We start from the raw sequence: 24,037 nt of genomic DNA, 5'->3' as shown, positions 1-24,037 counted from the left end.
ACATTCGTGGATAAACTACTCCATAAAGAATTAACCTCTGAAATAATAAAAGCCTTTTACGATGTGTATAATGATCTTGGTTATGGCTTTTTAGAAAGAGTATATCAAAATGCGCTGTTTTTAGAATTACAATCCAGAGGATTCAATGTTGAAGCTCAAAAGAAAATCGTTGTTTACTATAAAGGAATTGTGGTAGGTGACTATTTCGCAGATATTATAGTAAACAATACCGTAATATTGGAACTGAAAGCCTGCGATTATATCGTAGAAGAATTTGAATATCAACTCATAAATTATTTAAAAAGCACCAATTGCGAAGTTGGTCTGTTGCTTAATTTTGGGAAAGAACCGGAGTTTATTCGTAAAATTTTCAGCAACAGTAATAAAAAGAATATAGTGCTAAAAAATCCGCGTTGATTCGCCTAATCCGTTTTATCCGCGTTCCCATTTATTTTAAATTTCATTCTAATGTTAAGTTTCGCACTACCCAGTAATCCTTAACATTGAAAACGGTCTTTTTCAGTTACGATATGTTAATTTTGCGTTACGTAATTGTAAATAAAACCCTCGCAACCATGAACAGGACAGACTTAAGACTGGTACAATATTCTGTAACCAAAAAGGTAAAAACCAAAAAGAGCAAAAAATCGACTTCTAAAAAAGTAAAAGCAATTGGTTACTTCCACATTTGGGGTACTAATGCCGACAAAAAAGGAAACGAGAAATTCTATGCCCTTATTGAAGATGCTAACACAGGAAGCCTTGTTGAAGTAGCACACAAAGACGTTCGCTTTTTAACAGAAGACGAAATTGAAATGCTTTACAACCAGGCAGAAGAAGCACTTATTGAAGCTGAAGAAGACGTTATTACCGAAGGACCTGAAGAGGCTCCGGCTGTGTAACACCTGCCCTGAAAAAATATAAAAACACACGAAAACAAAATGCCATCTCTTAACGGGATGGCATTTTGTTTTTTACAATTCTATATTTATTGCTTTTCATATTCAAGCACACCGAGCAAAGGAAGAGAGATAACCCTTCGTTTGGCATCAAAATAATCAATTGTAAAAGTTTCGCTTACAATAACCCCTACAGTAATGGTCAGCTTTTTATTATCTTTACTAAGTTCCCATTTTCCCTCGTGGCTTTTATCGGCAATTATGCTGGTAAAATGTCCATCGGCATCAAAAACCTGGTACACTTCGGTAGTTTTAAATTTATCCTGAATGTCTTTTTCTTTGCCTCCTTTGGTCCACTTTACGAGTTTCCATTTTCCAACGAGCTGTTCGGCGGTTTGTGCGTTTACCGCTGTTATGACAAACAGCAGGGCAAACAGGGTTACAACTTTTTTCATTTTATTAATTGATTGGTTTACAGATTAAATATAGTAAAAACAGCCGAAATACACAAAGACCTATGTGCTTTGCAAAATGTTTGCGACCTTTGTAGAACGATTAAATACGATACAGATGAAAATAGAAATATGGAGCGACATTATGTGTCCGTTCTGCTACATAGGCAAGAAACGATTTGATGAAGCACTGGCGCAATTTGCCAACAAAAGCGAGGTAGAGATAGAATGGAAGAGTTTTATGCTCTCTCCGGAGCTTAAAACAGACCCCTCTAAGAACATTAACCAGATGCTTGCCGAGCATAAGAACATTTCGGTTGAGGAAGCCAAAGGCATGAACGACTATGTTGCAGAAATGGCTGCCAAAGTGGGACTGACCTATAATTTTGACAAGACCGTTGTTGCCAACAGCTTTAATGCACACCGCTTTATACATTTCGCCAAACAATATGGCAAACAGAGTGAAGCCGAAGAAAAAGTATTTGCTGCTTACTTTACCGAAGGCCGTAATATTGACGATGCTCAAACCCTACTGGCTTTTGCCGCCGAGCTTGGCCTTGATGCAACCAAACTTGCCAACGTAATGGGCAGCGGTGCTTATACGAAAGATGTAATGGCAGATATTACCGAAGCACAGGAACTGGGCATTCGCGGGGTTCCGTTTTTTGTACTGAACCGTAAATATGCTATTAGCGGTGCACAGGAAACTGCTGTGTTTCTTGATACATTAGAAAAGGCATTCGCCGAAGGGAAATAGTTTGCAATAAATAGTGTTCAGTCTTCAGTCGCAGTGTGCAGTATGTGGTATGCATTGAAACATTCTGTCCTTCTGAACATAACACAGTGGAGTGAAAACCTCTGCGCATTATAGATGCTTTGTGCATTAGTATAACAAAAACCTATAAAAAACCGCTCTGAAAAAAAGCGGTTTTTCGTTTTATTACTGGCTACAGTTGCCCGCTGCAAAGTCATTTTTGGTTGGATTATAGGTGTTATCAACAAAATACATCGGATAGATATTAGTCAAAACCAGATTTGTAATAGCACAGTAATCTGTAATACTATTATTTTGTATCAGGAAATTGCCATTAATGAGAGCAAGATTTTGCAATCCGTCTACTGTTTCTAATGAAGTATTACTGTCAATATGAAATTGCGGAGCATCATCACCTTCAATTGTTTTTAAGCCAATTAAGTGGCTTATTGAAGTCAGACGATAGTTATTTATAAGTTTAAACTTTTCCGCTTTTTTTAGATTTTGCAATCCCTCTAGATTTTTAAGGTATGAGTTATTTGTAATTTGCAGTTCTTTAATTTCAAGAATACTTTCAAGTCCTCTAAGAGTAAGTAATGCATCATTATCATTAATTTGTAATGTTGCTACATTTTCAAGCGCTGCAAGGGCTTCAATAGAAACAAGCTTAAAATTGCTGATCAACATCACCAAATCAATAGAAGTAACATTATTAAGACCTTCTAAATTTTCAAGTTCATCATTTCTATAGAATCTTAAGCCTTGATATATTTTTGTAACTGTATTTAAACCACTTACATTTAAAAGTGATGCATTTTCCTGAACATCTAAAAAGTTTAACTCCTTTACCGGCCCAATTCCTCGTAAGTTTTTCAACAACTCATTATTTTTTACAACAATACCTGCTGTATTGTTAACACCAATATTACCCACAAGCTGTAATGATTCAAGCCCTTGTAAATTAATAAGGTGACTATTACTCTCTATGTCTAGATTACGAATCTGCTTAATATTATGCAGTCCATGTAAATTTAATAACGGGTTGTTGATTATTACAAGGTTTCCCTCAATCTTCACAAGGCTTGCCAGACCTTCAAGACTGGTTATGTTTGTTTCTTCAGAGTTTGAAGATACTATCTTTAGATTACCGTTTACCACACAATAATTATTGGCAGCAAAAGCATCAACTTCTGCCTGAGTAGTAAGGGTAACATCGCCTGTGAATGCGCATTGTGCCAATGAATCGTTAGACACATTATCATCGCTACTGCAAGCAAACAACAGCATAGCCATAGCGGCTAATAAAAGTTTTTTCATTGAGGTTGGTTTGGATTATTGGGCGCAATTACCTGCGATTATATCTTCTGCTGTGGGGTTATATTGATTACTAACAATACTCACATATTCCAGAGTATCCATATTTAAATTTTCCAATCCACAGTAATTACTAAGCTCGGGATTGTTTTCTATTACAAGATTTGAAGGGCTATTAGTTACGTTACTAAGGGCATCCAGAGATGCTAAGCCTGTATTAGTTATATATATTGCTCCTTTATGTAACAATCCTTCGTAAAAATATTCGGAAAATGCATCTACATTCGAAAGAGCCTGTATGGATGTAAGATTTGGGCAATTTGAGATTGATAGACTTGTTAAGCTTGTAATGTTTTCCAGGCCACTTAATGAAGTAAGATTGTTATTATCATACATTGTAAAGATTTTTAAATCGGTTAATCCGCTTAATCCTGAAAGAGAAGCAATTTGTGTGTCGGATATCTGTAGAATCGACAATGAATGTATATTTCCAACATAATCAATAGAACTCAGGGGTACACCTATTATCCTTAAATTGTTTATTTGTTTAATGGCACCAAGCCCCTGTAAAGATGTTAGCGCATTACAATCTCTAATCTCTAGCTCATCGATACTTTCAAGGCTACTTAACGCAGAAACAGAAGTAAGAGCGTTGTTTTCCTGAATATTTATTTTATATATACATGATTTAAGGTTGTGTAAACCCTGAAGGGACACCAAACTTTGATTATCTCTTAAATCCACGCTATGAACCGAGGTAAGTTTATCTAATTGTGCAATATTATTAAGCTTTGGATTTGACTCTATCCTTAGATAGTCTATAGACCTTACATTTTGAATCCCTTCCAAAGAGGTAAATTGAGATTGTAAGACACTTAACACATTTATTTTGGTAAGTTTTTCAAAGCCTTTTAAAGATAGGAGCATTGGATTCCCTCCACAATAAAAGCTACCTAAATCAGTAAGATTATCAAAAGCTCCTAATGAGTTTAGCAACAGATTACTTTCCAGCCTAATGCTACCAACATTGGTTAGGTTGTTAAACCCTTCCAAATTAATTAAGGCGTAATTTTCTATTAGTTCTAATTCAGGTAAACTTTCTAATCCTGCTAACGCAGTGATATCTTTTAAAGCTTTATTCTGACTTAATTTTACGGATGGTACAGATGTAAGATTTTCGAGACCTTTAAGATTAGTAAGCGCGTCGTTACGAAGTATCAAAAGACCACTCTTCTGATTATTGCTATCTGTTACTCCGGTTATCTCAACAATACTTAAACCTTCAAGACTGGTTAGTTTACTATTGTCTATTATTTCTAACGCCCCAACTTTCTTAATATTTTCAAGGCCATGGAGATTTTGCAATTCATTGTTAATAACTATAACTAATTTACCTGTAACTTCCTGGATGGTACTTAGGCCAGATAAATCAGTTATATCAGAAGCCGGCGATCTAAGATCTGAACCGATATACAAATCCCCTTCTATTTTGCAAATGCTGCTGAAAGCTAATAGATTTACATCAGCCTGACTTTTGATAAAATATCCTGTATCTGAAATACAATTTTCCGGAAATTCGGGGTTTTCTTCTACAGGATCGATTACCGAAGCATTATCATCATTACTGCAAGAAAACAGCAGTGTAACCACAGCGGCTAGTAAAAGTTTTTTCATTGGGATTGGTTTGGTATTTAATTGCTGCAAACGTAGGATTAATAAGATTAATTTCAAAATCTTTTGACACATTAACCTTTGATAATTTGCCACTTACCACCACCGAAAGCCTTCTAATAAAAACTCTTCTTACTTACCGTCCTGTTTACATCTATTACATAAAACAATGCCTGAATATCATTCATGTGCAGGGTGAAGTCGGTAAACTCGGGACTGTCGTTTAACGAATGGCAGGTAATGGTACCCTCTTCTACATTATGATCTATAATTTCCTTAAGCAGCGGCATTTTACTTTGGGTGGTATAAATAACCCAGTACGGAAAATCGCGGTATCGCAGCTTGCCCTTCCAATGATGGCGTTGCAACTCGCGCGTAGATACTATGCTGTTTCGGGTAATGGCAAGGCTGGAACCATCGTCCATACTATCGCCATTAACGCGAAAAGCAACATAACGCCCCTGCACCGGCTTGTCTACCAATATACCATGCTGACTAAGGTCCATCAGAAAATCGGCATCCTGATAGGTGCTTAAAAAGCCTGCCTGTATGTTGAATTCTGCCAGCGGCATAAGCATATAGTATTGACCGTTAGGCAGCTCTATGAACTTGTTGCCGTTCTTGTTCTCAAAATCTTCAGCAATACGAACTATTTCCTCCTGCTGTACATTTTTACGATACACAGCACCTTGCTCGAGTACTTTGTTTAATATTTCACTTTTCGACTTCGGAATTGGTTTTCCTTTTTCGTAGTTGATAATCGTTTCGCGGCTGGCACCAATTAAGTCGGCCAATTCCTTTTGCGTAAGCCCAAGCTCTTCGCGTTTTTGTTTAATCTGTAATCCGTCCATAATCAAAACTTTAGCTATAGCAGAATGAAAACTCACACCAAAAGTGTAAAATTTAACATTGATTAATTTTGAAATGTGGAATATTCCACATAATTTTGCACTGTATTCAACAAAGGTAAACATAAAATGCGAAACTTAGACATCATAACTAAAGAAATTGTGGAACTAAGTGCAATATTATCAGCATACAACCATTACCTGGCTTCACACAGAAGTTTAACCGAAGTGGAAAATACCACTCAAATACAACATAATAGAGTCGAAATCGGAAAAACGTTAAAAGCATTACATCTGGAATCTATCGCAGAAAAGACACTGATTAACAGTCAGAAACAATTAAAATACAGCAAAATAAGAACAACAACCATTATACACACCAATGATGAAAAAAATGCAATACTCCACTTTAACAAAGACAAGAGATTCACCATTACCGAATAAGTGGATTTGTGGATATGGTTATCTGGTTTCGGAACACCTGTTAAGCATGAGTGAAACTCCAAATAACCAAATTCACATATCACCGAAAAAACTATTAAAACGCATCCGCGAATGCGAAAAGCAGATTGACAACCTAAAAACCCTGCCTTACTATACCCTTTTTAAGCAACAGGCAGAACAACAAAAAGATATCGCCGCTGTTATGAGAAAACTCGAAAAGCTAAGGGGGAAGTATTCAGTGATCAGTCACAGTTTGCAGTTGACTGCTTAAGGGCACTGTCATTCTGAGCGCAGCGCAGCGGAGTCGAAGAATCTCAACAAGTTTACCGGGATTAAGAGATTCCTTCATTCGTCGGAACGACATACCGACAAACACCGGACTTCGGCCAACCGAATTCCAAAACAAACCACCAACATCAAGACTTCAGTTTTCAATTATTAAACAAAAAAGACCATGACAATTAAAGGAACCATCGAAAACATTGAGTACCGCAACACCGCAGGACATGAGAAAAAAGTAGTAACCCTTGTACCCGACCACAGGCAGAGGGCATTTGTAGAATTCCGCGGCAGGCGTATGGACGAGCTTAACGGCTACAAAGAAAACGACGAAATAGCTGTAGACGTAACCCTTGAAGGTAAAATATCTAAAAACAGCGGCATACAGTACAACAACCTCGTTGCGCAGGAGGTAATTCAGTAATCAGTTTACAGTCGCAGTCAGCAGTCTCATCCTCATCGACATACTGAGTGAAGCTTGCTCCCCTCTCCTTCGGAGAGGGGCTGGGGGTGAGGATTCAATATTTCAATTATTAATCTTTAAGTCAGGATTATGGAATCAAAACAGGAAGAATATACTTTAAAAATATTAGACCAGCTGCAACAGCTGTTTGAAGATAGCAACGAAAACAGGATAGCCCTTAAAGAACTGGAAGACAACGCCAATGCAGCCGACTTTTTCCACGCACTGGCCAACCTTGTACCCACCGTTGTATACAGCAAGCTAACCCAAAAAGAAATTGGCACGCTCGACTTTAACCACATTGCCAACAGGCTGTGTTTTCAGAACGCAGTTGTGAAAGAGTAAAATTCGGTTATTCGTGGTTTTGGTTATTTGAAACTCACTTAAAATTACTAAACATCATATCATAAACAATTCAACAGGGGACGAATAACCGAATCCCCAAATAAACAAATAAACACCTGGAAATCATGTACAAAATAAAAGGCATTATCACCGCCATAGGCGACATAAAAACAACAAAATTAGGCACAGCAGTGCAGCAATTGCACTTTGAACAGGAAACCGGCAGAATGTTCTATCCCTCTGCCCTTGGCACAAAAATAGAAGTGCTAAGCGACTTTTTACCCGGCGATGTGGCCGAGCTTGAATTCCACATTTCGGGATCAAAAGGAACATACAATAATGTGATAATTGACAGTTTAGTAAGGGTGTAATGAAAGATCCTGCTTTTTTGTTTTACGGTAAAGATTTCTATGAGGGCACACGGACAATGCTTCCTGAAGAAAGAGCATGTATTATCGACTTATTGATTTATCAGCATCAGCATAATGGATATATTCCAAACGATATAAAAAGGCTTAAAATGTACTGCTCAGGCATAGATGAAGCTACCTTACTAGCTACCCTTGAAGCTAAGTTTATACTTACCGATACAGGTTGGCAAAACGGAAAAATGCAAATACTTACTGAAGAAAGAAATTCTTTTAAAGAAGGACAGTCTATAAATGGAAAAGTAGGGCAGTTTTATAAAAGAGCTTATAAACTTTTGACTAAAGGTGAACAGAAAAAGTTAAAGACTCAGATTGGTAAATTATGCCTAAACAACGAGGATTTATATATTAATTGGATTACTAAACATCAAGACCCAAAAACCCTGCTTCAAGCTATGCTTGAACATATAGTAAATGTAAATGGAGATGTAGATGAAATTGTAAATTCAATTGTTATTGATAATGGAAAAGGGGGTACGGGGGAAAAACCACAAATTGTTTACCCGTTTGACAGCGACACCTTTGCACAGCAATGGGTCGTATGGAAAGAGTACAGAGCCAAAGAAGACGGTTTTAAGTACAAAGCCATGGCCAGCGAACAAGCCGCCCTATCAGAACTTGGTAATCTTTCAAAGTATGATGAAGCCGCTGCCATAGCCATAATGCACCAAAGCATGGCGAACGGCTGGAAAGGATTTTTTGAAGTGAAGCCGCATGGAACAAAACATCCTTCCGGAAAAGGCAAAGCTACCTATAGCGATGCTTTCAAAGGAAAAATTGCTGGCCGTATACAGTCCGGTTAATTGCATGCTGCACGCAGGTAAGCTCACCTCGATAGACGTTGCCATGAATGCCCCTGCCCCCACACTGGGCACCATACAGCGAGAAAAGAGCCGTGATTTTACGATCGGACTCGTAATGGGCTGGCTGGTGTACCTAAACGACATATTGAACCTGAACAAACCCATGAGCGAAGACCAGATAGAACTGTGTGCGATAGAGGTAACCGACGAATTCTACAGCCTTAAGATAAGCGACCTTGCCTTTTTATTCCGAAAGATAATTGCAGGGCATTACGGGGAGTTTTACGAGAGCCTGTCGATATCCAAAGTGCTCACGTTCTTTAGGGATTATTTTGAAGAACGTTGCCGCCTCGCCGAAAAACAGGCACTACGATACCATGCCGACTTCGCCAGTCGCGATGAGTTCAATTACTCCCGCAACTTCCAAAGGATATGGACAGCGAAGAGTAAGAAAAGTTGATTTGGTTATTCGTGGATTTAATTATTTGTTGTTGGAAGCTTCTTGTAGAGACGTAGCACTGCTATGTCTGACAAATAGGAACGCGGATGACGCGGATCTCGGCGGATAACCGCTGATTATCTACGCGCTGTCATTGCGAGGAGGAACGACGCAGCAATCTCACAGGCAGCTCTGTCATCCTGACGAAGGAAGGATCTCTCTACTCAATAGAGATTTGCTTCGCCAGTCGGCTAAAGCCTCAAGTCTCGATTCCGCTGCGCTGCATTCGGAATGACACAGCACACTTAAAAGCATTGATAGTTCTTTGACATACTGAAACAACAAAGTTATTCCCGCATGGGAAAATTAAACCCCTTTTGGGTTTACGATATAAATCTTGTCTTTACAATATAGCAAACTGCGAAAAGCAAAAACAGCAGTATAAATCCTATAGCGTAATTTACCGCGCTATTGCGTTTAATGTATTCAATAAAGGGTTCTTTACGACCCAGCCAAACCCAGCGGATATATCCGCCCGGCACAGCAAAACCGTCGTCTAACAGTATATAAAACCATATATTATCTTCATAGTAAATAGCTTTAAAGCTAAAATAAAAAATTATGACGAAATGAAAAAAGTTAAAAAGTATAGGTGTTGTAGTCGTTCTGGAAATGCTGAACAAAGACTGTATTGGAACGCGGATGACACGGATCTGGGCAGATGACCGCGGATTTACATTCGTGCTGTCATTGCGAGGAAGTACAACGGAGCGTGGCAATTTCTATTCAACAGGCTGTCATTGCGAGGAGGAACGACGCGGCAATCTCAACAGGCAGCTCTGTTATCCTGACAAAGGAAGGATCTATTACGGAACGCGAAGTACGGACTAATCGGCGGATGGTATCCAACTATCACAGCAAGCTATCTCCTGAAAGTTTAAACAAAATATTAATCTTTTAGCAAACAAATTACAACTAATAATGATTTGAAAAATTAAAAATACATAAACTGAAACAGGAATTCGGCACAATTTTTGCAATTCATCATATATCGTAAACCGTTAAAAATAAAGCGCTTAATTTAAATTGTTAAAAACTTATAATAAAAATTTGTACTCTAAATAAAAAGTGTACTTTTGCACATGAGTTCATTTCTCAGTTGAGAAAAGGAAATCGAAAAACGCAAGCCTAGATGCTCTGCGTTTTTTGCTTTTTATAATATTGCGTCAATTCTTCGTTTATATTTTTTAAGCATTTTATCTCTTTCTGCGTCTCGCCCTCTAAGATGATAAGCTGTCAATAAAAAATATATTGTATTATTATATTTAGGCTCCAACACTATAACATATTTTTCATCAATATCATAAATATAGGTTCTATACCCTTCAGGTTCCTTTACCGTGAAATGAAGAATGTTATCTGCTTTTTTTAATTCAATATGAAATTTAACCCAATGTAATCTTTGGGATCTATGAATATCGAAATCTCTTTGTTTAGTTTTAGGTTCTACAACAACTGTTGTTAAATGTCTAAACAATGTTTCCATTTCGATTCTTCCATCTTGTGGTGTAGGAGTTATTTGTTTATTTAAAAAGGTGAATCTTTGATTATGAGTAATATCTCTATCAAAAACACTTTTTAAAGTAACAACTCTTTGTCCTTGTGGCAAGCCAGTGATATCTAGCAAGTCATTATATCTTTTTAGCAGATTCAACGGCATATTATCTCAGTTCTATAAAAAAAAGATTCATTTTATTTGAATAATTAGTCTGCATTAATTGATCATTGCAGTGACTTCGGATTTTGTCAATTATTTGCATCTTAGCAGAGTTCTGCTTGTTTTCGTCATTGTGCAAATAAGAAATTGCACCCATCATAAAATCAGCTATTTGAATCAAAATACTTTCGTGAGAACGTATGTTTTGTACATTTCTAAAAACACCAAATTTAGTGTTCAGTATATTTTTCAACCTATTAACCTTATACGCACTTAGAGTATCTTTGATATCTAGGTATACGTTATAATTATAAAGACTGTTTAAATTATGATTTAAAAGATAATAATACATTTTATAATAAAAGTCATCATATGTTTGATTAAATGCATCATTGTTAATCTTTTCCTTTTTAACACCTACAGATCTAAATTGTAGATCTGTATTAAAAAAGTAATCTACGAGTTCTAAATAAAATCTTAATTTCGATTTTGAAACTTTCGACCACTTTATTTCTGCATAAAAATTATGTTTTTTCTTTAGTTGATTAATTTGTTCTGTATGAAATCTAACTTGATTATATGCAACACTTATTGACCCTAGGAACATATAAGCTTTATGATCGTTCTCAATATGACAACTTTCGTCACAATATATATTAAATGTCTTATTCATTTATAGTTTAGTTTATATTAAGAATATCAAATATAGAACAATCATATAATATAAAAGGCAATACTAAAATAGAGAAGAATATCTTAGAAGTTTATGGTTAAAACTTGACCACCTTCAGAAAAATTATATGGATTTTTGAAATACTATTCCAAATCAATCGTAAAATAAATAATTAACCCCCAATATTTCCTCAACCCCACCTAATGAACGAAGCAATAATCCAAAAAGCTTCCCCTGTTAGAAAAGCCCGCAAAACCGGACCCAAAACCGAGTACCGCGACGAATATCCGGCGCAGGCGTATAAACTGTGTTTGCTTGGCGTTCAGGACCGTGACCTTGCATCATTTTTCGGCGTATGCCGTAAGACCATCCTCAACTGGAAGAGCACTTATGCCGACTTCTCCGATGCTATTAACCGCGGCAAAAAAGCCGCCGATATGGAAGTCGCAGCCAGTTTGTACCAGGCAACGCTGGACAGGGTTATTACCACCAAGCAGGCTATAAAATGCAAAGAGATTTATTATGACGATAACGGCAAACGCGTAGAGAAGGAACGCGTAGAGATCGTGGAAGTAGAAAAACACATTCCGGCCGACTTTAGGAGTCAGCAGTTCTGGCTTAAGAACCGCAACCCTAAATTGTGGAGCGACAAGTACTCTGACGATGACGATGCCCACGATAAAGCCGTGACCTTGAACCTGGGCTCCGGCCTTGATCCTTATGAAACTGCTGATTAAGCAGGAACATGCCATTTATTTTCTGAAAGACAATGTAACCGAAGAGGTACTTTACGGCGGTGCTGCCGGTGGCGGCAAGAGTGCCCTGGGCTGCCTTTGGCTTATGGAAATGTGCCAGAAATACCCCGGCACACGCTGGCTTATGGGCAGAAGCAAGCTAAAAACCCTAAAGGAAACTACGCTCAATACCTTCTTTGAGCTGGCTACGATGCTGAAGCTGGGCGGTCAGTTTACGTATAAGTCGACCGATCATATTGTTTACTGGAAAAATGGCAGTGAGATCATTCTGAAAGACCTGTTTTTATATCCTTCAGATCCTAATTTCGACAGTTTGGGATCGCTGGAAATTACAGGTGCTTTTATAGACGAATGCAATCAGGTAGCCTATTCGGCATGGCAGATCGTTAAATCCCGAATCAGGTACAAACTTACCGAATTTAACCTCATCCCAAAAATGCTGGGCAGTTGCAACCCCGCCAAAAATTGGACGTACAAAGAGTTCTACAAAACCACACGCGAAAGCAGGCTTGCCCCCTACCGCAAATTCATTCAGTCCTTACCGACAGATAATCCGTACCTGCACCCGAGTTATCTGCAATCGCTTTTGCGACTCGACAAGAACAGTCGCGAACGCCTTTATTTTGGCAATTGGGAGTATGACGATGACCCGGCTACCCTAATTGACCACGACAGCATTGCCGACTATTTCACACCAACTCACCTTTCGCCCTCCGGTGCTAAATTCATGACCATAGATGTCGCCCGAAAGGGCAGGGACAAAACGGTGTTCCGCATCTGGCACGGGTGGGTGTGCATAAAACGGGAATCAATTGCCAAAAGCGGACTCGACGAGGTGGTGGGCAGGGCACGAATATTACAGTCGAAACACGGCATTGCGCTGTCTAACATTATTGCCGATGAAGACGGTGTTGGTGGTGGCGTTGTCGACTTTCTTAAATGCAAAGGATTTGTCAACAACTCGTCACCTCTTGAAATGCGTGAGGGTACAACGTTCGTAAAACCCAATTTTGATAACCTGAAGAGTCAGTGTTCCATTAAAATGGCTGAGATGATTACCAACAGGCTTGCCGGAGAAATTTGCGATGATATTATGGTTCGCCAAACTACCTCCGAAGAAATGGAACAGGTTAAACTAAAAGACATTGATAAGGACGGACGCCAGGGCATCATTGCCAAAGACCGTATTAAGGAACTCATCGGACGATCGCCCGACGAATGGGACAGCATCATGATGCGTTACTGGTTTGCGTTGAGGAAGGATTATTCGGCGAGAGTAAGGGTTGGATAGTTTTTTAGCGCAGTCTCAGTTATTTGTTTTCGAACTCGGATGACCCGCTAAAGCTGGGCAAGCTGCGGATTTAGGCTGATAACCGCAGATTTATTTCAGTTGCTGTCATTCTGAGCGAAATGCAATGGAGTCGAAGAATCTCTTCCAATCCCATAAACTTGTTTGAGATTTGCTTTGCCAGTCGGTTTTCAACCTCGAGTCTCCACTACGTTGCGCTACGGTCGAAATGACAAACATTGACTATATATGAACAAGAATGAAGTTCCCTCCGCCGCGGCGGAAGGGGCTAAGAGTGTGTTAAATAACCAAATAACGCTACATGAAAAATATCTCCCTCAAACAATACACCCTCCTTCGGGATACCATTGCCTACGACCTTATACTGGATCACCTCAACCCAAAAAACAGTTTTTGCAGTAAGGAAATGAACATCAATACCATGCCTTATGCCAATGTAAAATACTGCATAAGGCTGCTGCCGAAGATATCCGACTGGAATGGTGTCCGCCAACTCTTTGAAATTTGCTTTGACATCGATGAAAAAACATTTTGGAAAGCCACTGTAACCGATTTTTTCGCTGCGAAAAAGTTTGTGATTGCCGAATTTGAACGCGCCATTATCACCGAAAACAAACTCCTCGCCTCCCTGAGTACCGACAGTCACCTTTGGGAAATGGCCGGTGCCGATAAACTGAAACCGTATAGTGACACGCTTCCGTTACTACAACTGGGCAAGTTATTTGGGCAGTACCCATTTGACCTCGGGCGAAAGGCTTATAGTGAGATATTCAGCCTGCTGGCACAAACCAAAGCACAGAATGAAGTTGAGGCAGAGTACAGGAAGATAAGTAGAGGTTAATCTGGTTATTTGTGGATTTGGTTGTTTGGTTGTTTGGAAATTCACTCAAAACAGATTGAGCGCGCGGATTACATCGTTGCTGTCATTCTGAATGCAGCGTAGCGGAATTGAAGAATCTCTTCTAATCCCATATACTTATCTGAGATTTGCTTTGCCTGTCGGTTTTCAACCTCGAGTCTCCACTACGCTGCGTTACGGTCGAAATGACATGGCGCATGTAATTAAAAACAAACCTGAAAAGATATAGTAAACCTCCCATTATCAAATGGAACGCGGATGACGCGGATTTGGGCGGATCAATTCATCTCCCCTTCCCCTCCTTTGGAGGGGTGCCCGTAGTGTGGGGTGGTTCATTAGTAGTATTTTTTATGACAACCACCCCGGCTTGCAGCCACCCCTCCAAAGGAGGGGAAGTCTTACTCAACCTTATTAGAGATTTCGTTACTACGCTTCGGTCGAAATGGAAAAAAAGCAATTTCGATATAAAGAAGCTTCAGATACCCGAATTACCACATAACCAAATCCACAACAAAAAATGAAAGACATAGTACGCATAGTACAGGACATAGCCCTGGATAACAACCTCACCTATCACTACGGCAAAAAAGCCGCGCTGAACCTGTTGGACGGATCAGCTGAAGCAGCCACCACTTACCTACTACATGAATTCACCAACCGAAAAAGCGAGTATAATGAAAGTGGTACGCAGATTGTAGCCGCCAATTACGAAGGGAAATTCTTTTTGGTAAAGCAGAGCGACTTCGACCAGAATTACTTCTCCGAAACAGGAAATGCAGCAACCTCTAAATACACCCAGCACATTGAACCCTTGCTTGCTGTGTTTAAGGACATCGGCAACAGCCTTGCCTGCCTGGGCATTGAAGTAAACCAATGGGACAATATAGATGTTACCGATGCCCTCGATGCTAATATGGACGGACTATTATGTTCTTATAAGCTTCATATACCGGCTAACCATGAGTAATACGAGTCAATTGTTGGCTACCGAATTTGAAGCCCTTAAAAACGAGCTTATCGCCAAATATGATGAGCTGGGCATGCGGGCATCAGGGCGGTGGGCGGAGAGCCTTTCGGTTGAAGTTTCGGATAACGGCGCAGAGCTTCTTCAGGATGAACATGGCGAGCAACTGGAAAACGGACGAAAGCCAGGCAAGCAGCCACCCAGCGAAGCCATAGAACAATGGCTGAAAGACAAAGGCATTGCCAACCGGTTGGAGAAAAACATGACCATTAGCAGCCTTGCATTTCTTATTGCCCGCAAAATAGGCCGTGAAGGCTGGAACCGAAACACAAACGGCGGCACGAATCTTATTAGCAGCGTTGTAACACCCGAGCGTATTCAGCAGATACTAGACAAGATCGGCGAATGCCAGCTGAATGAATTTACCCTAAAGATTTCTGATTATTTAGATACCCTACAGGCATGATACAATTTGTAAATGATATAGACGAGGCTAAACTGCGGATGGCATACAACAATGATGTTATCAGGTTTTATAGCAACAAGGCACTCCCACCACTATATGCCGACGTTACCTTAACCGAATCTTCATTAATTCTGCTTGCCGACACAGAGCCACAAGTATATTTTTCGGCGCGGTTATATCCTAATCCACAGGGGCAGTTTTATATTAACCTTCAGCCGTATGTTGCGGCGGCTCTTAATACCCGTAATTTTCACGATACGCTGCAGGCCAACATCATCAGCGGAAGCGCATCGAGTTTTACCTACTCTTTTGCCGATGGCACTTTTCTTACCGGAAGCCTCAGCATTAGCGTTGCCCACAACGGCGAAAGTCCGGATACGATAACCAAATCGCTTGCGTGGATTGCAGGCTCACAGCAGATTGACAGCTACACAAGGCTTGCCAAAAACAATATGCTGTTGCTTTCGCCTTTCAAAAAAGATTCAGCACAAGAGTACTACCTTAAATATTGGCAGGGTTACCCGTTTGATATATCGATATTTAATTCGGTTGGATTTCTTATCATCTTTAACGGACTGGAAGTGTTTAATGAAACCAATGGGCTGGCGCGAAGTTTTTCTCCGGCACGTAATGTAACACGGCTTGTGTTTTCTGACGGAAGATCAGACGAAACCCTTGAAACTGTATTGCCGCTCGCCGAAGGCACTAACAGATTACGGCTTGCGTATAGCACGAGACAGACACGTGCAGTAGTAGAAAAGATTCCCTATCGCAACGGTGTGTACCTAAAATGGCTTAATGCCTTGGGAGGCTATAGCTACTGGCTTTTTGAGGACACCTACGCGATAGACCGAAGCACGAAATACAACGGGGAAATAGACAGCGACAATGCCAATGTAGAGAACAGCTTTGGGCGAACACTGCAAATAGGTAAAACGAGTCAGGATTCTTTAAAAATTGTTGCCGAACTGCTTACCGAAGACGAACGCCGCATTGTTGAAGGTATACTTGATAGCCCTAAAATATACCTGTTTACCGGAAAGCCATTTTCGCAGAACAGCTATCGCAACTGGGCAGAAGTAACACTTAAAACAGGTTCGGCAAGACTTAAGAACTTTAAGCAGCCCCTAACCAATTTTAGTTTTGATATAGAGTTACCGGTAAGGTATACGCAGAGTTTGTAATGTAAAGTAACAAAGAAGCAGAGTAACAGAGTTTCAAAGTATAAAAGCTACCCTGAAACTCTAACTGTCATAATAACTTTGAAACTCTGCTACTTTGACACTCTGAAACTGACTACTGCTTAATCAGTTCGCCTGTCACGCCTTGAGGGTTTGCCCCCTGTGGTACAAACACGGTAATCTTATTATCGGCAAGTTTGGTGAATTGTACAGAGACTACTATTCCGTTGGTAATATAACCCGCGGTGTAGGTTGTTGGAGTAACCTGCTGATTAATGGTATACTCTACATTTTGGGCATTTAAACCTTCTACTGCTTCTTTCCAGCAAATACCGTTAGACGCCGCCGAAGCACTGCAAATGTTATCACTTGTAAAAGTGAAATTATACTGCTGCCCGTTAGTGTTAGCCGCATCGGGAGCCCATGTTCCCTGTAGCCACGATGGCGGTGCAAATTGATTGGTCTGGTCGCCAAATTTTTCCGTAGTCGCGGAAGCCGGCTGGCTGTCGTCGTTAGAGCACGCCATAAAAGGCAGTGCAACTAGTAATAAAGCAATTTTTTTCATAGCAAATTATTTTTTTCTTTTCATCTCAATAGTAGTAAATTTTTCTTACATCCAATGTTAAGATTCAACTGTTAGCCAGTTGTTTACAATTTAATAACACACAAGATCGAAAGTCATAAAAGCGAAAGTCATAAGGTCAGCTGCTTTTAAAAAATGCACCTAAGTCGCCCTTAATGTTCTCCAGGGTAGGGAACACAATTGTGTGAAATTTATCAACCAAAAAAAACAAGAGTGATGCTGTCCACCTTTCCTTTGGAGAGGGCTGGGGTGAGGACCCTGCTACTTTGAAACTTTGCAACTCACAATAAAGACTTCCCAAATACATTATACATGCTCCTTTACATCAACGGGCAGCTTGCCGAACTCGATGCCGGGCAGGTTATAGCACAAACAAAACAGGTTAACGACCTTAACAGCCTCGACAACCGGCAAACCAATTACACCAATAAGTTCAGGCTGCCCAAAACAGCAACGAACATTAGAATAATGAACTTTTTAACTCTTACAGGAAACGACTCTAACATACCCTATCAAAAAAACGAATGCAGCCTTTATAGCGACAACGGCGAATGCTTTGTGTACAATGGCTGGGCTGTAGTTACCGATGGTGGAGAAAGCTATGAAGTGGTGGTGTACGATGGTATTATAGACCTGTATAAGGCTATTGAAAATAAATCGCTTGCCGATCTGGATCTGAAAAAGCTTACGCATGAAAAAAATATAACGACCATTATTACAACCTGGGTTGGCGACACAATACTTCCGTATAAATATATTCTGGCCGATTTTAACGGCAAAAGCGACTATACACCGGGCAACCTGCCTTCTATTAATATTGATTACCTGGTTCCGTCGGTTCATGTGCCCTGGCTGTACGAAAAGATATTTGAAGTAGTGCATGATATAACGGGCTACGGCTATGAGGGAAAGGTCTTTGAATCGGACGATTTTAAAAACTTATGGATGACCTACCCCATGGGTATAAAAAGTGTAGAAAATGAAGACCTTTTGTTTGAAAGCTCAAACTACGGCTTTACAGGCGAGGTAAAACAGCCTTACAACTATATACGAAAGTATTTTGCAAGATTTATAGATACGCAAGAGAATAGCGGAGGCATTACAAACCATGATAACACACATCTTATAGTGCCGGAAACCGCCAGATATAAACTGGAAATTTCAGGAAAATTAAACACCAAAAAATACGTGTATACGTATCAGGGCAATCCGTCGGGCACTATACCTTCTGATTGTACTATTGTTTTAGGAAAGAATGCGCAATCTAAATCGCCCTTAACCCTGCCCGCTTCAGAAACGTTGCTCAACGGGCTTGCCCAAAACCGCGAATTTTCTAAAACCCTATTTCTTTCACTCAATAAAGGTGATGCCATCTGTCTGGGTATAAGTGCAACATCCGAGAGACCTTATAATATATTTACTATCGATTCCGGAAGCAGCCTAACCGTTAAGCTCACAAAAATTGAAGCCGGGGTATTTGACTTCGACACTATCCTGAGTGATTTTAGCATGCGCGATTTCCTTAACGAAATTGTTCATCGTTTTGGGCTTACCATGTACAAGGATACAACTACCAAAAAATACATTTTTTTAACTCTTAAAGAACTCCTGGAACAATCTGAGATAGTGAACTGGAGCGGAAAATTTGCTAAGAAAATATCCGAAAATTACCTGTATAGCAACTATGCACAGCAAAACTGGCTTCGTTACAATTATAATGAGAAAGAGAGCAGCCATAACGATTCGTTTATCCCCTTAAGTAACGTAAACATTGCCGAAAACAGGGACGTAATTAAATCTAAAATATACAGCCCCGAAAAAACGCAGGTGAATTATCTTAACCGTAAGACCAATGTTTATAAGCTTTGGGATAAAGAGATAGACAGGGATGCAGAAACTAATGCACAGACAATAAACTACAAATCGCTAGATAAGAGATACTATTTTTTACGTCAGGAAAAAGTACAGGATTTGATAATGCTTAAGTCGGATTTGTTAGCCGACTTCGCTCCTTTTAGCTACTATTTTTGCGAAACATTTGCCGGGTTAAAATTTAGCGATATAGTGAGCAATTACTACATAACACTTCAAAAAATACTGGACAAGGCACGTATTGTTACCGCCGAACTGTTTTTAAAGGATACCGATATTATAAATTTAGATTTTAAAAAGCGGTATTACATAGAGCAGCTTGGTGGAAATTTTTTAATGAATAAAATAACAAATTATGTCCCGGGTAAACCTGTACGGTGCGAACTTATAAAGGTGAGCAATCAGGCTTTTGAGCCATTTACCATAAAGATTACAAGGGTTGTGGTAAACCTATTTACTGTAGAAATGTCGTTTCAGGCCAGCGAAACCGTTGATGGGGTTGTTATAGAATACCTACTGGACAATATGGGTTGGGTTTCATTACCGTGGAATGGCAGCAGCCCGGCAACTATTACGCTAAACAGAGGGTATTATAACCTACAGGTAAGAGCCAACGGACAGCTTAGTAACAAGGTTACAGTTATGCTGCCCGCAGCGAGAACAGTAATTATTCCCTAATATTTGCATACAGCACCCACATGGCAAAAAATATAACAATTGCAAAGCTGGATATGGACACCGAAGCTCTGGTAAAGGGCTTACAAAAAACTACACAGCAAATAGAAGACCTACGGGATAAGCAGGAGAAGCTTGCCCAAAAAGGCAAGGAAGGAACTTTGCAGTTTCTGGCAAACGAGGCTGCCCTTAAAAGCCTTACCGCAGCACAACGGTTGCAAACCCAGGCACTATCGGCACAAATTACAGAAGATGGCAAGCTAGTATCGGTTAAAAAGGCTGTAAAAGAAGCCGTAAATGAGGTTAATAACAGCGAAAATGATTATGTAGCCAATAACAAACGCCTCCTAGAGCTAAAGAAACAGCTTAACAGCAACGATGACGATTACGAAAAAAGGCTGGCAAATATAAACGCCAAGCTGCTCGAGAACAATAACTGGCTTGAAGAGAACGGATCGGCACATGCTAAATTAATTACTACGATGGATGACTACAAACAACAGGTAGCCGATTCGTTTAATCAGATAAATATATTTAACGGAGGATTAAGTGGGCTGGTATCGCGTGCGCAGGAGGCTGGCGGAGTGGGGCCGCTGGTTAAAGGTGCTTTTGAAGGTATAGGCAGCGGTATCGTGGGAATGACTAAAGCCGCCTGGGGATTTGTTTCTAACCCTATTGGTGCAATACTTACCGCTATTGTTGTTGCTGTACAATTGGGAATGGCTGTATTCAAAAACTTTACACCTATAATAGAAAAGGTAGAACAGGTTATGGCAGGAGTAGGCGCAGTTATAGAAACGGTAAAAAATGCATTTACCGGGCTATTTACTGCCGGCGAATCTGTTTCAGATTTCTTCAGTAATATCACTGTAGGTGCTGCAGAGGCAGCTACCGAAGCATATAATCTTAAAAAAGCACAGCAGGAATTAAAAGCAGCGATGGAGCTACAGGAGGTTACCGCCCAAAAAAATGCCAATGCACTGGACGAACTGCGACGAAAATCGCAGGACATGACACTTACCGAAAAAGAAAGAGAAAACGCCGTAACCCAGCTTGAGCAAAAAGAACAAGAAGCCTTTGATGCAAGGGTAAAACAGGGGAATGAATCGTACAACCTTGCTGTACGGGCTTTAAAAAACGGTGCTAACCTAACCCAGGAAGAAGAAAAGCGGCTTCAGAAAGAAGGTTTTGCTTACCTGCAAAAATTGCAAAAGGTGAAGCAATTCTCGGATGAAGAAATAGAAGCCCTTAAAGCCGCAGAGAAGAAAAAAGACGAAATTGCTAATGAAACTATAGCAAGGCAGCAAAAAATAGACCGGGAGTATGCCGACAGTTTAAATAAACAACAGCAGGCACGCGAAAAAGCAGAACAGGATGAAGCCCGAAAACGTGTGGAAAAAGAACAAAAAAGGGCGCAACAGGTACAAGACGCTATTGAGGGTCAAAAACTGGAATTGGAACTGCTGCTGGCAAATCAGGGTATAAAAGGAAAGGCAATGACCGATGAATTACAGTTAGCTCAGGCTGTAGCCGATAAGAAACGACAAATTGCCCTGGCAGAATTTAATGCCTCCAAAAAAACTGCCAATGATAAACTTAGGCAGGATATTGCCAATGCAAACATTACAAAAGAGTTGGCCGAAACTCAAAGCCGTGTAGCTGTAGAAAATGCACAGAATGAGCTTAATGCCTTTAAAGAAAAGAACCGGACACTGCTTAAAGACGGTACTTTTCTTTCGGAAGAACTTTTTAACGCAGAGAAGGCGCGGTTAGCCAATACACTTAGCGAAGAAATAAAATTTCTTGAAGAAAAAAAAGCGAACAACCTCATTAGCGAACAGGATCTTACCCTTCAGCTTAATAGTTTAAAACAAGCAGATACAGAAGCACAGCAACAACTGGAACTTCAACGCAAAGAAGCTCAAAAATCGGCAGATGCCATAGATCTTGAAAACAAGATGGCAACAGACACTGCAAACTACGATTACAACCTTGGTGTACAAATAGCACGCCTGGATGAGCAAAAAGCAAAAGAGCTTGAGGCCGCCGAAGCTACAGGTGCAAATAAAGACCTTATAGAGAAAAAGTATGCAAAAATGAGGCAGGACACAGAGGCAGCCGTACTTAATAATAAGCTGGAACTTGCTTCTTCTACCTTTGGCAACCTTGCCACTATAATGGGCAAAGAAAGTGCAGCGGGTAAGGCTATGGCTATAGCCCAAACCACTATAGATACGTATCAGTCTGCAACGGCAGCTTACAAGGCAATGTCGGGCATACCAATTGTTGGCCCGGCACTTGGTGGTATTGCAGCCGGGGCAGCTGTAGTATCCGGTCTGGCAAACGTTAAAAAGATAGCCTCTACCAAAGCGCCTAAAGCAGAGAAAGGAGCTTTGTTTAACATTGGCGGCAACAGGCACAGTGCAGGCGGAACCATGTTTACCGGTGCAGACGGCACACAGTTTGAAGCCGAACAGGGAGAATTAATTGGCGTTATGAACCGAAATGCGGCACGCCACTTTATGGCATTTAATAACGCATTCCCGGCAGGTGGGGCTTCGGCTCCCAATTATTTTGCAGGAGGTGGTATAGTGTCGCGGGAAATTGCACAGCAAAGCCTTAATACCGACGAACTGGCACTAAAAATAGCACAAGCTAACAGAAGTTTACCGCCTCCGGTAGTAGCCGTACAGGATATAATTACAGAAGGCAACAGTTATGTAAAAGTAAGGGATGCGGCTAATTTTTAAAAAGAAAAACTCCCCGCTGTTTCGGGGAGTTTTTGGTATTTTATTTATCAATAAGGCAACGGGCCATCTTTTTTATCTCATCTCCCTGAGAAACCAGCTTTATAACAGTACCAACTTTACCACCTTTTAATTTGCTCAATGCAAAAGAGTTAATATCTGCGTCACTAATTATAAATACCGCAACATAAGAAAAGCTCCCATCGTCCAGCTTTTGTTCTACTAATTTTGCTTCAGGATCACTAATAAAATCGCCGTTTTCGAAAAGTAGTTGCACACCATTCCCAGTAATTTTAGTGGTAGATTTAGCTTCTACCATTCCTATGTAGCTTATGTTGTCTTTAATATTTTTTATCTTTTTAAGGATAATACCATCAACGAGAGGTGTTGTATAATTCATCTCATTGGTTTTATCATTAAAATACCCATCAAGTCTACAATTATTAGTAGTAGTTTTTTTTTGAGCAACAGCAATAAAGCTTAACAGTAAGGCAAGTAATAACATGATTTTTTTCATGGCGTATAAATAATTTAAATGGTTTATAATGCTGCAAATATATAAAAAATATAATCCGACAATATTTCTTACATAAAAAATAGTATTGAACACTTTAGATCATATTCTTAACGGTTGGAAAAACTATATAGATAAAAGCGAAGTAACCGAAAACATTGCAGAAAAAAGGGCAGCTGTTTGCGCTGCGTGTCCACATTCGCGGCAGGGCAAACTGCTCGCCTTTATAAAAGACAGCCTTAAAGAGATTGAAGGCACATACTGCAAAATATGCAGCTGCCCTCTTAGTGCCAAAGTGCGCTCTAACGATATTTGTCCCGAAAATAAATGGTAAATGACCCGTTATGAAACTATAACAAGCCTTGGAGACGATCTTATAAAACTTATGGGGAAGAGCATAATTCCCGTGCATATACTCGACTGGAAAGTATACTACGAAGCCTACCTTAAAGAAACCGAACTGCTACTAAAACAATATGGCAAACCAAAGAAAACCTGGGCAGCCGGCATGGTTGCCGAAGAATATAAAGTAAGCGAACGCACCATGTTTAACGTGATTGCTTTTATGGAGGGAAGATAGTTG

At 40.0% G+C, this 24,037-nt stretch carries 28 protein-coding genes and 1 pseudogene; 20 read left to right on the top strand and 9 right to left on the bottom strand.

From position 1 onward, the window contains the following. Nucleotides 1-6: 6 nt before the first annotated feature. Together ALW18_10885 and ALW18_10880 are read left to right on the top strand one after the other, a co-directional pair. Entirely contained in the window at nt 7-417 is a 411-nt protein-coding gene (locus ALW18_10885) for a GxxExxY protein (protein AOE52974.1), read from the top strand. A gap of 158 nt (nt 418-575) precedes the next feature. Further along, nucleotides 576-902: a hypothetical protein gene (locus tag ALW18_10880; protein ID AOE52973.1), complete on the top strand. Its 327-nt coding sequence runs from the start codon at nt 576-578 to the stop codon at nt 900-902. An 86-nt stretch (nt 903-988) separates the two neighbouring features. Here ALW18_10880 and ALW18_10875 read toward each other — a convergent pair whose 3' ends face one another. After that, on the bottom strand, nt 989-1,354 hold the full coding sequence (locus ALW18_10875; GenBank protein AOE52972.1) for a hypothetical protein: 366 nt from the start codon (nt 1,352-1,354) through the stop codon (nt 989-991). Between the two features lie 115 nt (nt 1,355-1,469). Here ALW18_10875 and ALW18_10870 point away from each other — a divergent pair, with 115 nt between their 5' ends. Continuing rightward, complete coding sequence (locus ALW18_10870; protein ID AOE54386.1) at nt 1,470-2,108, top strand: disulfide bond formation protein DsbA; 639 nt, start codon at nt 1,470-1,472, stop codon at nt 2,106-2,108. Nucleotides 2,109-2,291: 183 nt separating this feature from the next. Here ALW18_10870 and ALW18_10865 read toward each other — a convergent pair whose 3' ends face one another. From ALW18_10865 to ALW18_10855, 3 genes are all read right to left on the bottom strand, one after another. Next, complete coding sequence (locus ALW18_10865; GenBank protein AOE52971.1) at nt 2,292-3,422, bottom strand: hypothetical protein; 1,131 nt, start codon at nt 3,420-3,422, stop codon at nt 2,292-2,294. Between the two features lie 15 nt (nt 3,423-3,437). Beyond that, on the bottom strand, nt 3,438-5,093 hold the full coding sequence (locus ALW18_10860; GenBank protein AOE52970.1) for a hypothetical protein: 1,656 nt from the start codon (nt 5,091-5,093) through the stop codon (nt 3,438-3,440). Nucleotides 5,094-5,206: 113 nt separating this feature from the next. Further along, nucleotides 5,207-6,064, bottom strand: a complete 858-nt coding sequence (locus ALW18_10855) for a hypothetical protein (protein AOE52969.1) — start codon at nt 6,062-6,064, stop codon at nt 5,207-5,209. Between the two features lie 3 nt (nt 6,065-6,067). Between ALW18_10855 and ALW18_10850 the strand changes: the two genes are divergently transcribed. From ALW18_10850 to ALW18_10820, 7 genes are all read left to right on the top strand, one after another. Continuing rightward, on the top strand, nt 6,068-6,382 hold the full coding sequence (locus tag ALW18_10850; protein AOE52968.1) for a hypothetical protein: 315 nt from the start codon (nt 6,068-6,070) through the stop codon (nt 6,380-6,382). Nucleotides 6,383-6,428: 46 nt separating this feature from the next. After that, nucleotides 6,429-6,653: a hypothetical protein gene (locus ALW18_10845; protein ID AOE52967.1), complete on the top strand. Its 225-nt coding sequence runs from the start codon at nt 6,429-6,431 to the stop codon at nt 6,651-6,653. Between the two features lie 183 nt (nt 6,654-6,836). Then, complete coding sequence (locus tag ALW18_10840; GenBank protein ID AOE52966.1) at nt 6,837-7,085, top strand: hypothetical protein; 249 nt, start codon at nt 6,837-6,839, stop codon at nt 7,083-7,085. A gap of 129 nt (nt 7,086-7,214) precedes the next feature. Continuing rightward, nucleotides 7,215-7,469 carry a hypothetical protein gene (locus tag ALW18_10835; GenBank protein ID AOE52965.1) on the top strand — a complete coding sequence of 85 codons (255 nt, stop codon included), beginning with the start codon at nt 7,215-7,217 and terminating at the stop codon, nt 7,467-7,469. A gap of 125 nt (nt 7,470-7,594) precedes the next feature. Further along, complete coding sequence (locus ALW18_10830) at nt 7,595-7,840, top strand: hypothetical protein (protein ID AOE52964.1); 246 nt, start codon at nt 7,595-7,597, stop codon at nt 7,838-7,840. After that, on the top strand, nt 7,840-8,700 hold the full coding sequence (locus ALW18_10825; protein ID AOE52963.1) for a hypothetical protein: 861 nt from the start codon (nt 7,840-7,842) through the stop codon (nt 8,698-8,700). The genes ALW18_10830 and ALW18_10825 overlap by 1 nt, the downstream gene beginning before the upstream one ends. Nucleotides 8,701-8,704: 4 nt before the next feature. After that, nucleotides 8,705-9,160 carry a hypothetical protein gene (locus ALW18_10820; GenBank protein AOE52962.1) on the top strand — a complete coding sequence of 152 codons (456 nt, stop codon included), beginning with the start codon at nt 8,705-8,707 and terminating at the stop codon, nt 9,158-9,160. 362 nt (nt 9,161-9,522) lie between these two features. Here the strand turns inward: ALW18_10820 and ALW18_10815 are convergent, their stop codons facing one another. The 3 genes from ALW18_10815 to ALW18_10805 all read right to left on the bottom strand — a co-directional run bounded on the left by ALW18_10815 (nt 9,523) and on the right by ALW18_10805 (nt 11,529). Continuing rightward, the gene (locus ALW18_10815) at nt 9,523-9,822 is read right to left on the bottom strand and encodes a hypothetical protein (GenBank protein AOE52961.1); all 300 of its coding nucleotides are present in this window, start codon (nt 9,820-9,822) and stop codon (nt 9,523-9,525) included. Nucleotides 9,823-10,352: 530 nt separating this feature from the next. After that, nucleotides 10,353-10,859: a hypothetical protein gene (locus tag ALW18_10810; protein AOE52960.1), complete on the bottom strand. Its 507-nt coding sequence runs from the start codon at nt 10,857-10,859 to the stop codon at nt 10,353-10,355. A gap of 1 nt (nt 10,860) precedes the next feature. Further along, entirely contained in the window at nt 10,861-11,529 is a 669-nt protein-coding gene (locus tag ALW18_10805) for an RlfA protein (protein ID AOE52959.1), read from the bottom strand. 203 nt (nt 11,530-11,732) lie between these two features. On the opposite strand from ALW18_10805, the pseudogene ALW18_10800 reads away from it, so the two are divergent. The 6 genes and pseudogenes from ALW18_10800 to ALW18_10775 all read left to right on the top strand — a co-directional run bounded on the left by ALW18_10800 (nt 11,733) and on the right by ALW18_10775 (nt 17,066). Next, nucleotides 11,733-12,200: pseudogene (locus ALW18_10800) on the top strand (hypothetical protein). A 49-nt stretch (nt 12,201-12,249) separates the two neighbouring features. Then, nucleotides 12,250-13,575 (top strand): hypothetical protein, encoded by a 1,326-nt coding sequence (locus ALW18_10795; GenBank protein AOE52958.1) that lies wholly within the window; start codon nt 12,250-12,252, stop codon nt 13,573-13,575. A gap of 439 nt (nt 13,576-14,014) precedes the next feature. After that, nucleotides 14,015-14,434 carry a hypothetical protein gene (locus tag ALW18_10790; protein ID AOE52957.1) on the top strand — a complete coding sequence of 140 codons (420 nt, stop codon included), beginning with the start codon at nt 14,015-14,017 and terminating at the stop codon, nt 14,432-14,434. 535 nt (nt 14,435-14,969) lie between these two features. Then, nucleotides 14,970-15,419 (top strand): hypothetical protein, encoded by a 450-nt coding sequence (locus ALW18_10785; protein ID AOE52956.1) that lies wholly within the window; start codon nt 14,970-14,972, stop codon nt 15,417-15,419. Then, the gene (locus tag ALW18_10780) at nt 15,412-15,882 is read left to right on the top strand and encodes a hypothetical protein (GenBank protein ID AOE52955.1); all 471 of its coding nucleotides are present in this window, start codon (nt 15,412-15,414) and stop codon (nt 15,880-15,882) included. Before ALW18_10785 ends, ALW18_10780 begins: the two co-directional genes overlap by 8 nt. Next, nucleotides 15,879-17,066: a hypothetical protein gene (locus ALW18_10775; GenBank protein ID AOE52954.1), complete on the top strand. Its 1,188-nt coding sequence runs from the start codon at nt 15,879-15,881 to the stop codon at nt 17,064-17,066. The genes ALW18_10780 and ALW18_10775 overlap by 4 nt, the downstream gene beginning before the upstream one ends. Before the next feature lie 112 nt (nt 17,067-17,178). Here ALW18_10775 and ALW18_10770 read toward each other — a convergent pair whose 3' ends face one another. Next, nucleotides 17,179-17,628, bottom strand: a complete 450-nt coding sequence (locus ALW18_10770) for a hypothetical protein (protein ID AOE52953.1) — start codon at nt 17,626-17,628, stop codon at nt 17,179-17,181. 330 nt (nt 17,629-17,958) lie between these two features. Between ALW18_10770 and ALW18_10765 the strand changes: the two genes are divergently transcribed. Both ALW18_10765 and ALW18_10760 read left to right on the top strand, forming a co-directional pair. After that, a complete protein-coding gene (locus ALW18_10765) occupies nt 17,959-20,196 on the top strand; it encodes a hypothetical protein (GenBank protein ID AOE52952.1) in 2,238 nt (745 codons plus the stop codon). A gap of 20 nt (nt 20,197-20,216) precedes the next feature. Then, complete coding sequence (locus ALW18_10760) at nt 20,217-22,943, top strand: hypothetical protein (GenBank protein ID AOE52951.1); 2,727 nt, start codon at nt 20,217-20,219, stop codon at nt 22,941-22,943. A gap of 40 nt (nt 22,944-22,983) precedes the next feature. Here the strand turns inward: ALW18_10760 and ALW18_10755 are convergent, their stop codons facing one another. Beyond that, nucleotides 22,984-23,457, bottom strand: a complete 474-nt coding sequence (locus ALW18_10755; protein ID AOE52950.1) for a hypothetical protein — start codon at nt 23,455-23,457, stop codon at nt 22,984-22,986. Nucleotides 23,458-23,542: 85 nt separating this feature from the next. Here ALW18_10755 and ALW18_10750 point away from each other — a divergent pair, with 85 nt between their 5' ends. Both ALW18_10750 and ALW18_10745 read left to right on the top strand, forming a co-directional pair. Beyond that, on the top strand, nt 23,543-23,788 hold the full coding sequence (locus tag ALW18_10750; GenBank protein ID AOE52949.1) for a hypothetical protein: 246 nt from the start codon (nt 23,543-23,545) through the stop codon (nt 23,786-23,788). Next, complete coding sequence (locus ALW18_10745) at nt 23,789-24,034, top strand: hypothetical protein (protein ID AOE52948.1); 246 nt, start codon at nt 23,789-23,791, stop codon at nt 24,032-24,034. Nucleotides 24,035-24,037: the final 3 nt, after the last annotated feature.

The sequence above is a fragment of the Flavobacterium psychrophilum genome (assembly GCA_001708385.1).
GTDB classification, from domain to species: domain Bacteria; phylum Bacteroidota; class Bacteroidia; order Flavobacteriales; family Flavobacteriaceae; genus Flavobacterium; species Flavobacterium psychrophilum_A.
Note: the sequence above shows the minus strand (reverse complement) of the source record. Positions and strands in the feature narration are given on the sequence as shown.

Coding starts and splice junctions, on each gene's coding strand:
- ALW18_10855 (AOE52969.1), bottom strand. CDS start 6,064: ATGTTTACCTTTGTTGAATACAGTGCAAAATTATGTGGAATATTCCAC.
- ALW18_10780 (AOE52955.1), top strand. CDS start 15,412: ATGAGTAATACGAGTCAATTGTTGGCTACCGAATTTGAAGCCCTTAAA.
- ALW18_10765 (AOE52952.1), top strand. CDS start 17,959: ATGCTCCTTTACATCAACGGGCAGCTTGCCGAACTCGATGCCGGGCAG.
- ALW18_10745 (AOE52948.1), top strand. CDS start 23,789: ATGACCCGTTATGAAACTATAACAAGCCTTGGAGACGATCTTATAAAA.
- ALW18_10870 (AOE54386.1), top strand. CDS start 1,470: ATGAAAATAGAAATATGGAGCGACATTATGTGTCCGTTCTGCTACATA.
- ALW18_10830 (AOE52964.1), top strand. CDS start 7,595: ATGTACAAAATAAAAGGCATTATCACCGCCATAGGCGACATAAAAACA.
- ALW18_10845 (AOE52967.1), top strand. CDS start 6,429: ATGAGTGAAACTCCAAATAACCAAATTCACATATCACCGAAAAAACTA.
- ALW18_10755 (AOE52950.1), bottom strand. CDS start 23,457: ATGAAAAAAATCATGTTATTACTTGCCTTACTGTTAAGCTTTATTGCT.
- ALW18_10820 (AOE52962.1), top strand. CDS start 8,705: ATGCTGCACGCAGGTAAGCTCACCTCGATAGACGTTGCCATGAATGCC.
- ALW18_10850 (AOE52968.1), top strand. CDS start 6,068: ATGCGAAACTTAGACATCATAACTAAAGAAATTGTGGAACTAAGTGCA.
- ALW18_10825 (AOE52963.1), top strand. CDS start 7,840: ATGAAAGATCCTGCTTTTTTGTTTTACGGTAAAGATTTCTATGAGGGC.
- ALW18_10785 (AOE52956.1), top strand. CDS start 14,970: ATGAAAGACATAGTACGCATAGTACAGGACATAGCCCTGGATAACAAC.
- ALW18_10810 (AOE52960.1), bottom strand. CDS start 10,859: ATGCCGTTGAATCTGCTAAAAAGATATAATGACTTGCTAGATATCACT.
- ALW18_10860 (AOE52970.1), bottom strand. CDS start 5,093: ATGAAAAAACTTTTACTAGCCGCTGTGGTTACACTGCTGTTTTCTTGC.
- ALW18_10835 (AOE52965.1), top strand. CDS start 7,215: ATGGAATCAAAACAGGAAGAATATACTTTAAAAATATTAGACCAGCTG.
- ALW18_10795 (AOE52958.1), top strand. CDS start 12,250: ATGAAACTGCTGATTAAGCAGGAACATGCCATTTATTTTCTGAAAGAC.
- ALW18_10760 (AOE52951.1), top strand. CDS start 20,217: ATGGCAAAAAATATAACAATTGCAAAGCTGGATATGGACACCGAAGCT.
- ALW18_10840 (AOE52966.1), top strand. CDS start 6,837: ATGACAATTAAAGGAACCATCGAAAACATTGAGTACCGCAACACCGCA.
- ALW18_10775 (AOE52954.1), top strand. CDS start 15,879: ATGATACAATTTGTAAATGATATAGACGAGGCTAAACTGCGGATGGCA.
- ALW18_10790 (AOE52957.1), top strand. CDS start 14,015: ATGCCTTATGCCAATGTAAAATACTGCATAAGGCTGCTGCCGAAGATA.
- ALW18_10865 (AOE52971.1), bottom strand. CDS start 3,422: ATGAAAAAACTTTTATTAGCCGCTATGGCTATGCTGTTGTTTGCTTGC.
- ALW18_10770 (AOE52953.1), bottom strand. CDS start 17,628: ATGAAAAAAATTGCTTTATTACTAGTTGCACTGCCTTTTATGGCGTGC.
- ALW18_10880 (AOE52973.1), top strand. CDS start 576: ATGAACAGGACAGACTTAAGACTGGTACAATATTCTGTAACCAAAAAG.
- ALW18_10805 (AOE52959.1), bottom strand. CDS start 11,529: ATGAATAAGACATTTAATATATATTGTGACGAAAGTTGTCATATTGAG.
- ALW18_10875 (AOE52972.1), bottom strand. CDS start 1,354: ATGAAAAAAGTTGTAACCCTGTTTGCCCTGCTGTTTGTCATAACAGCG.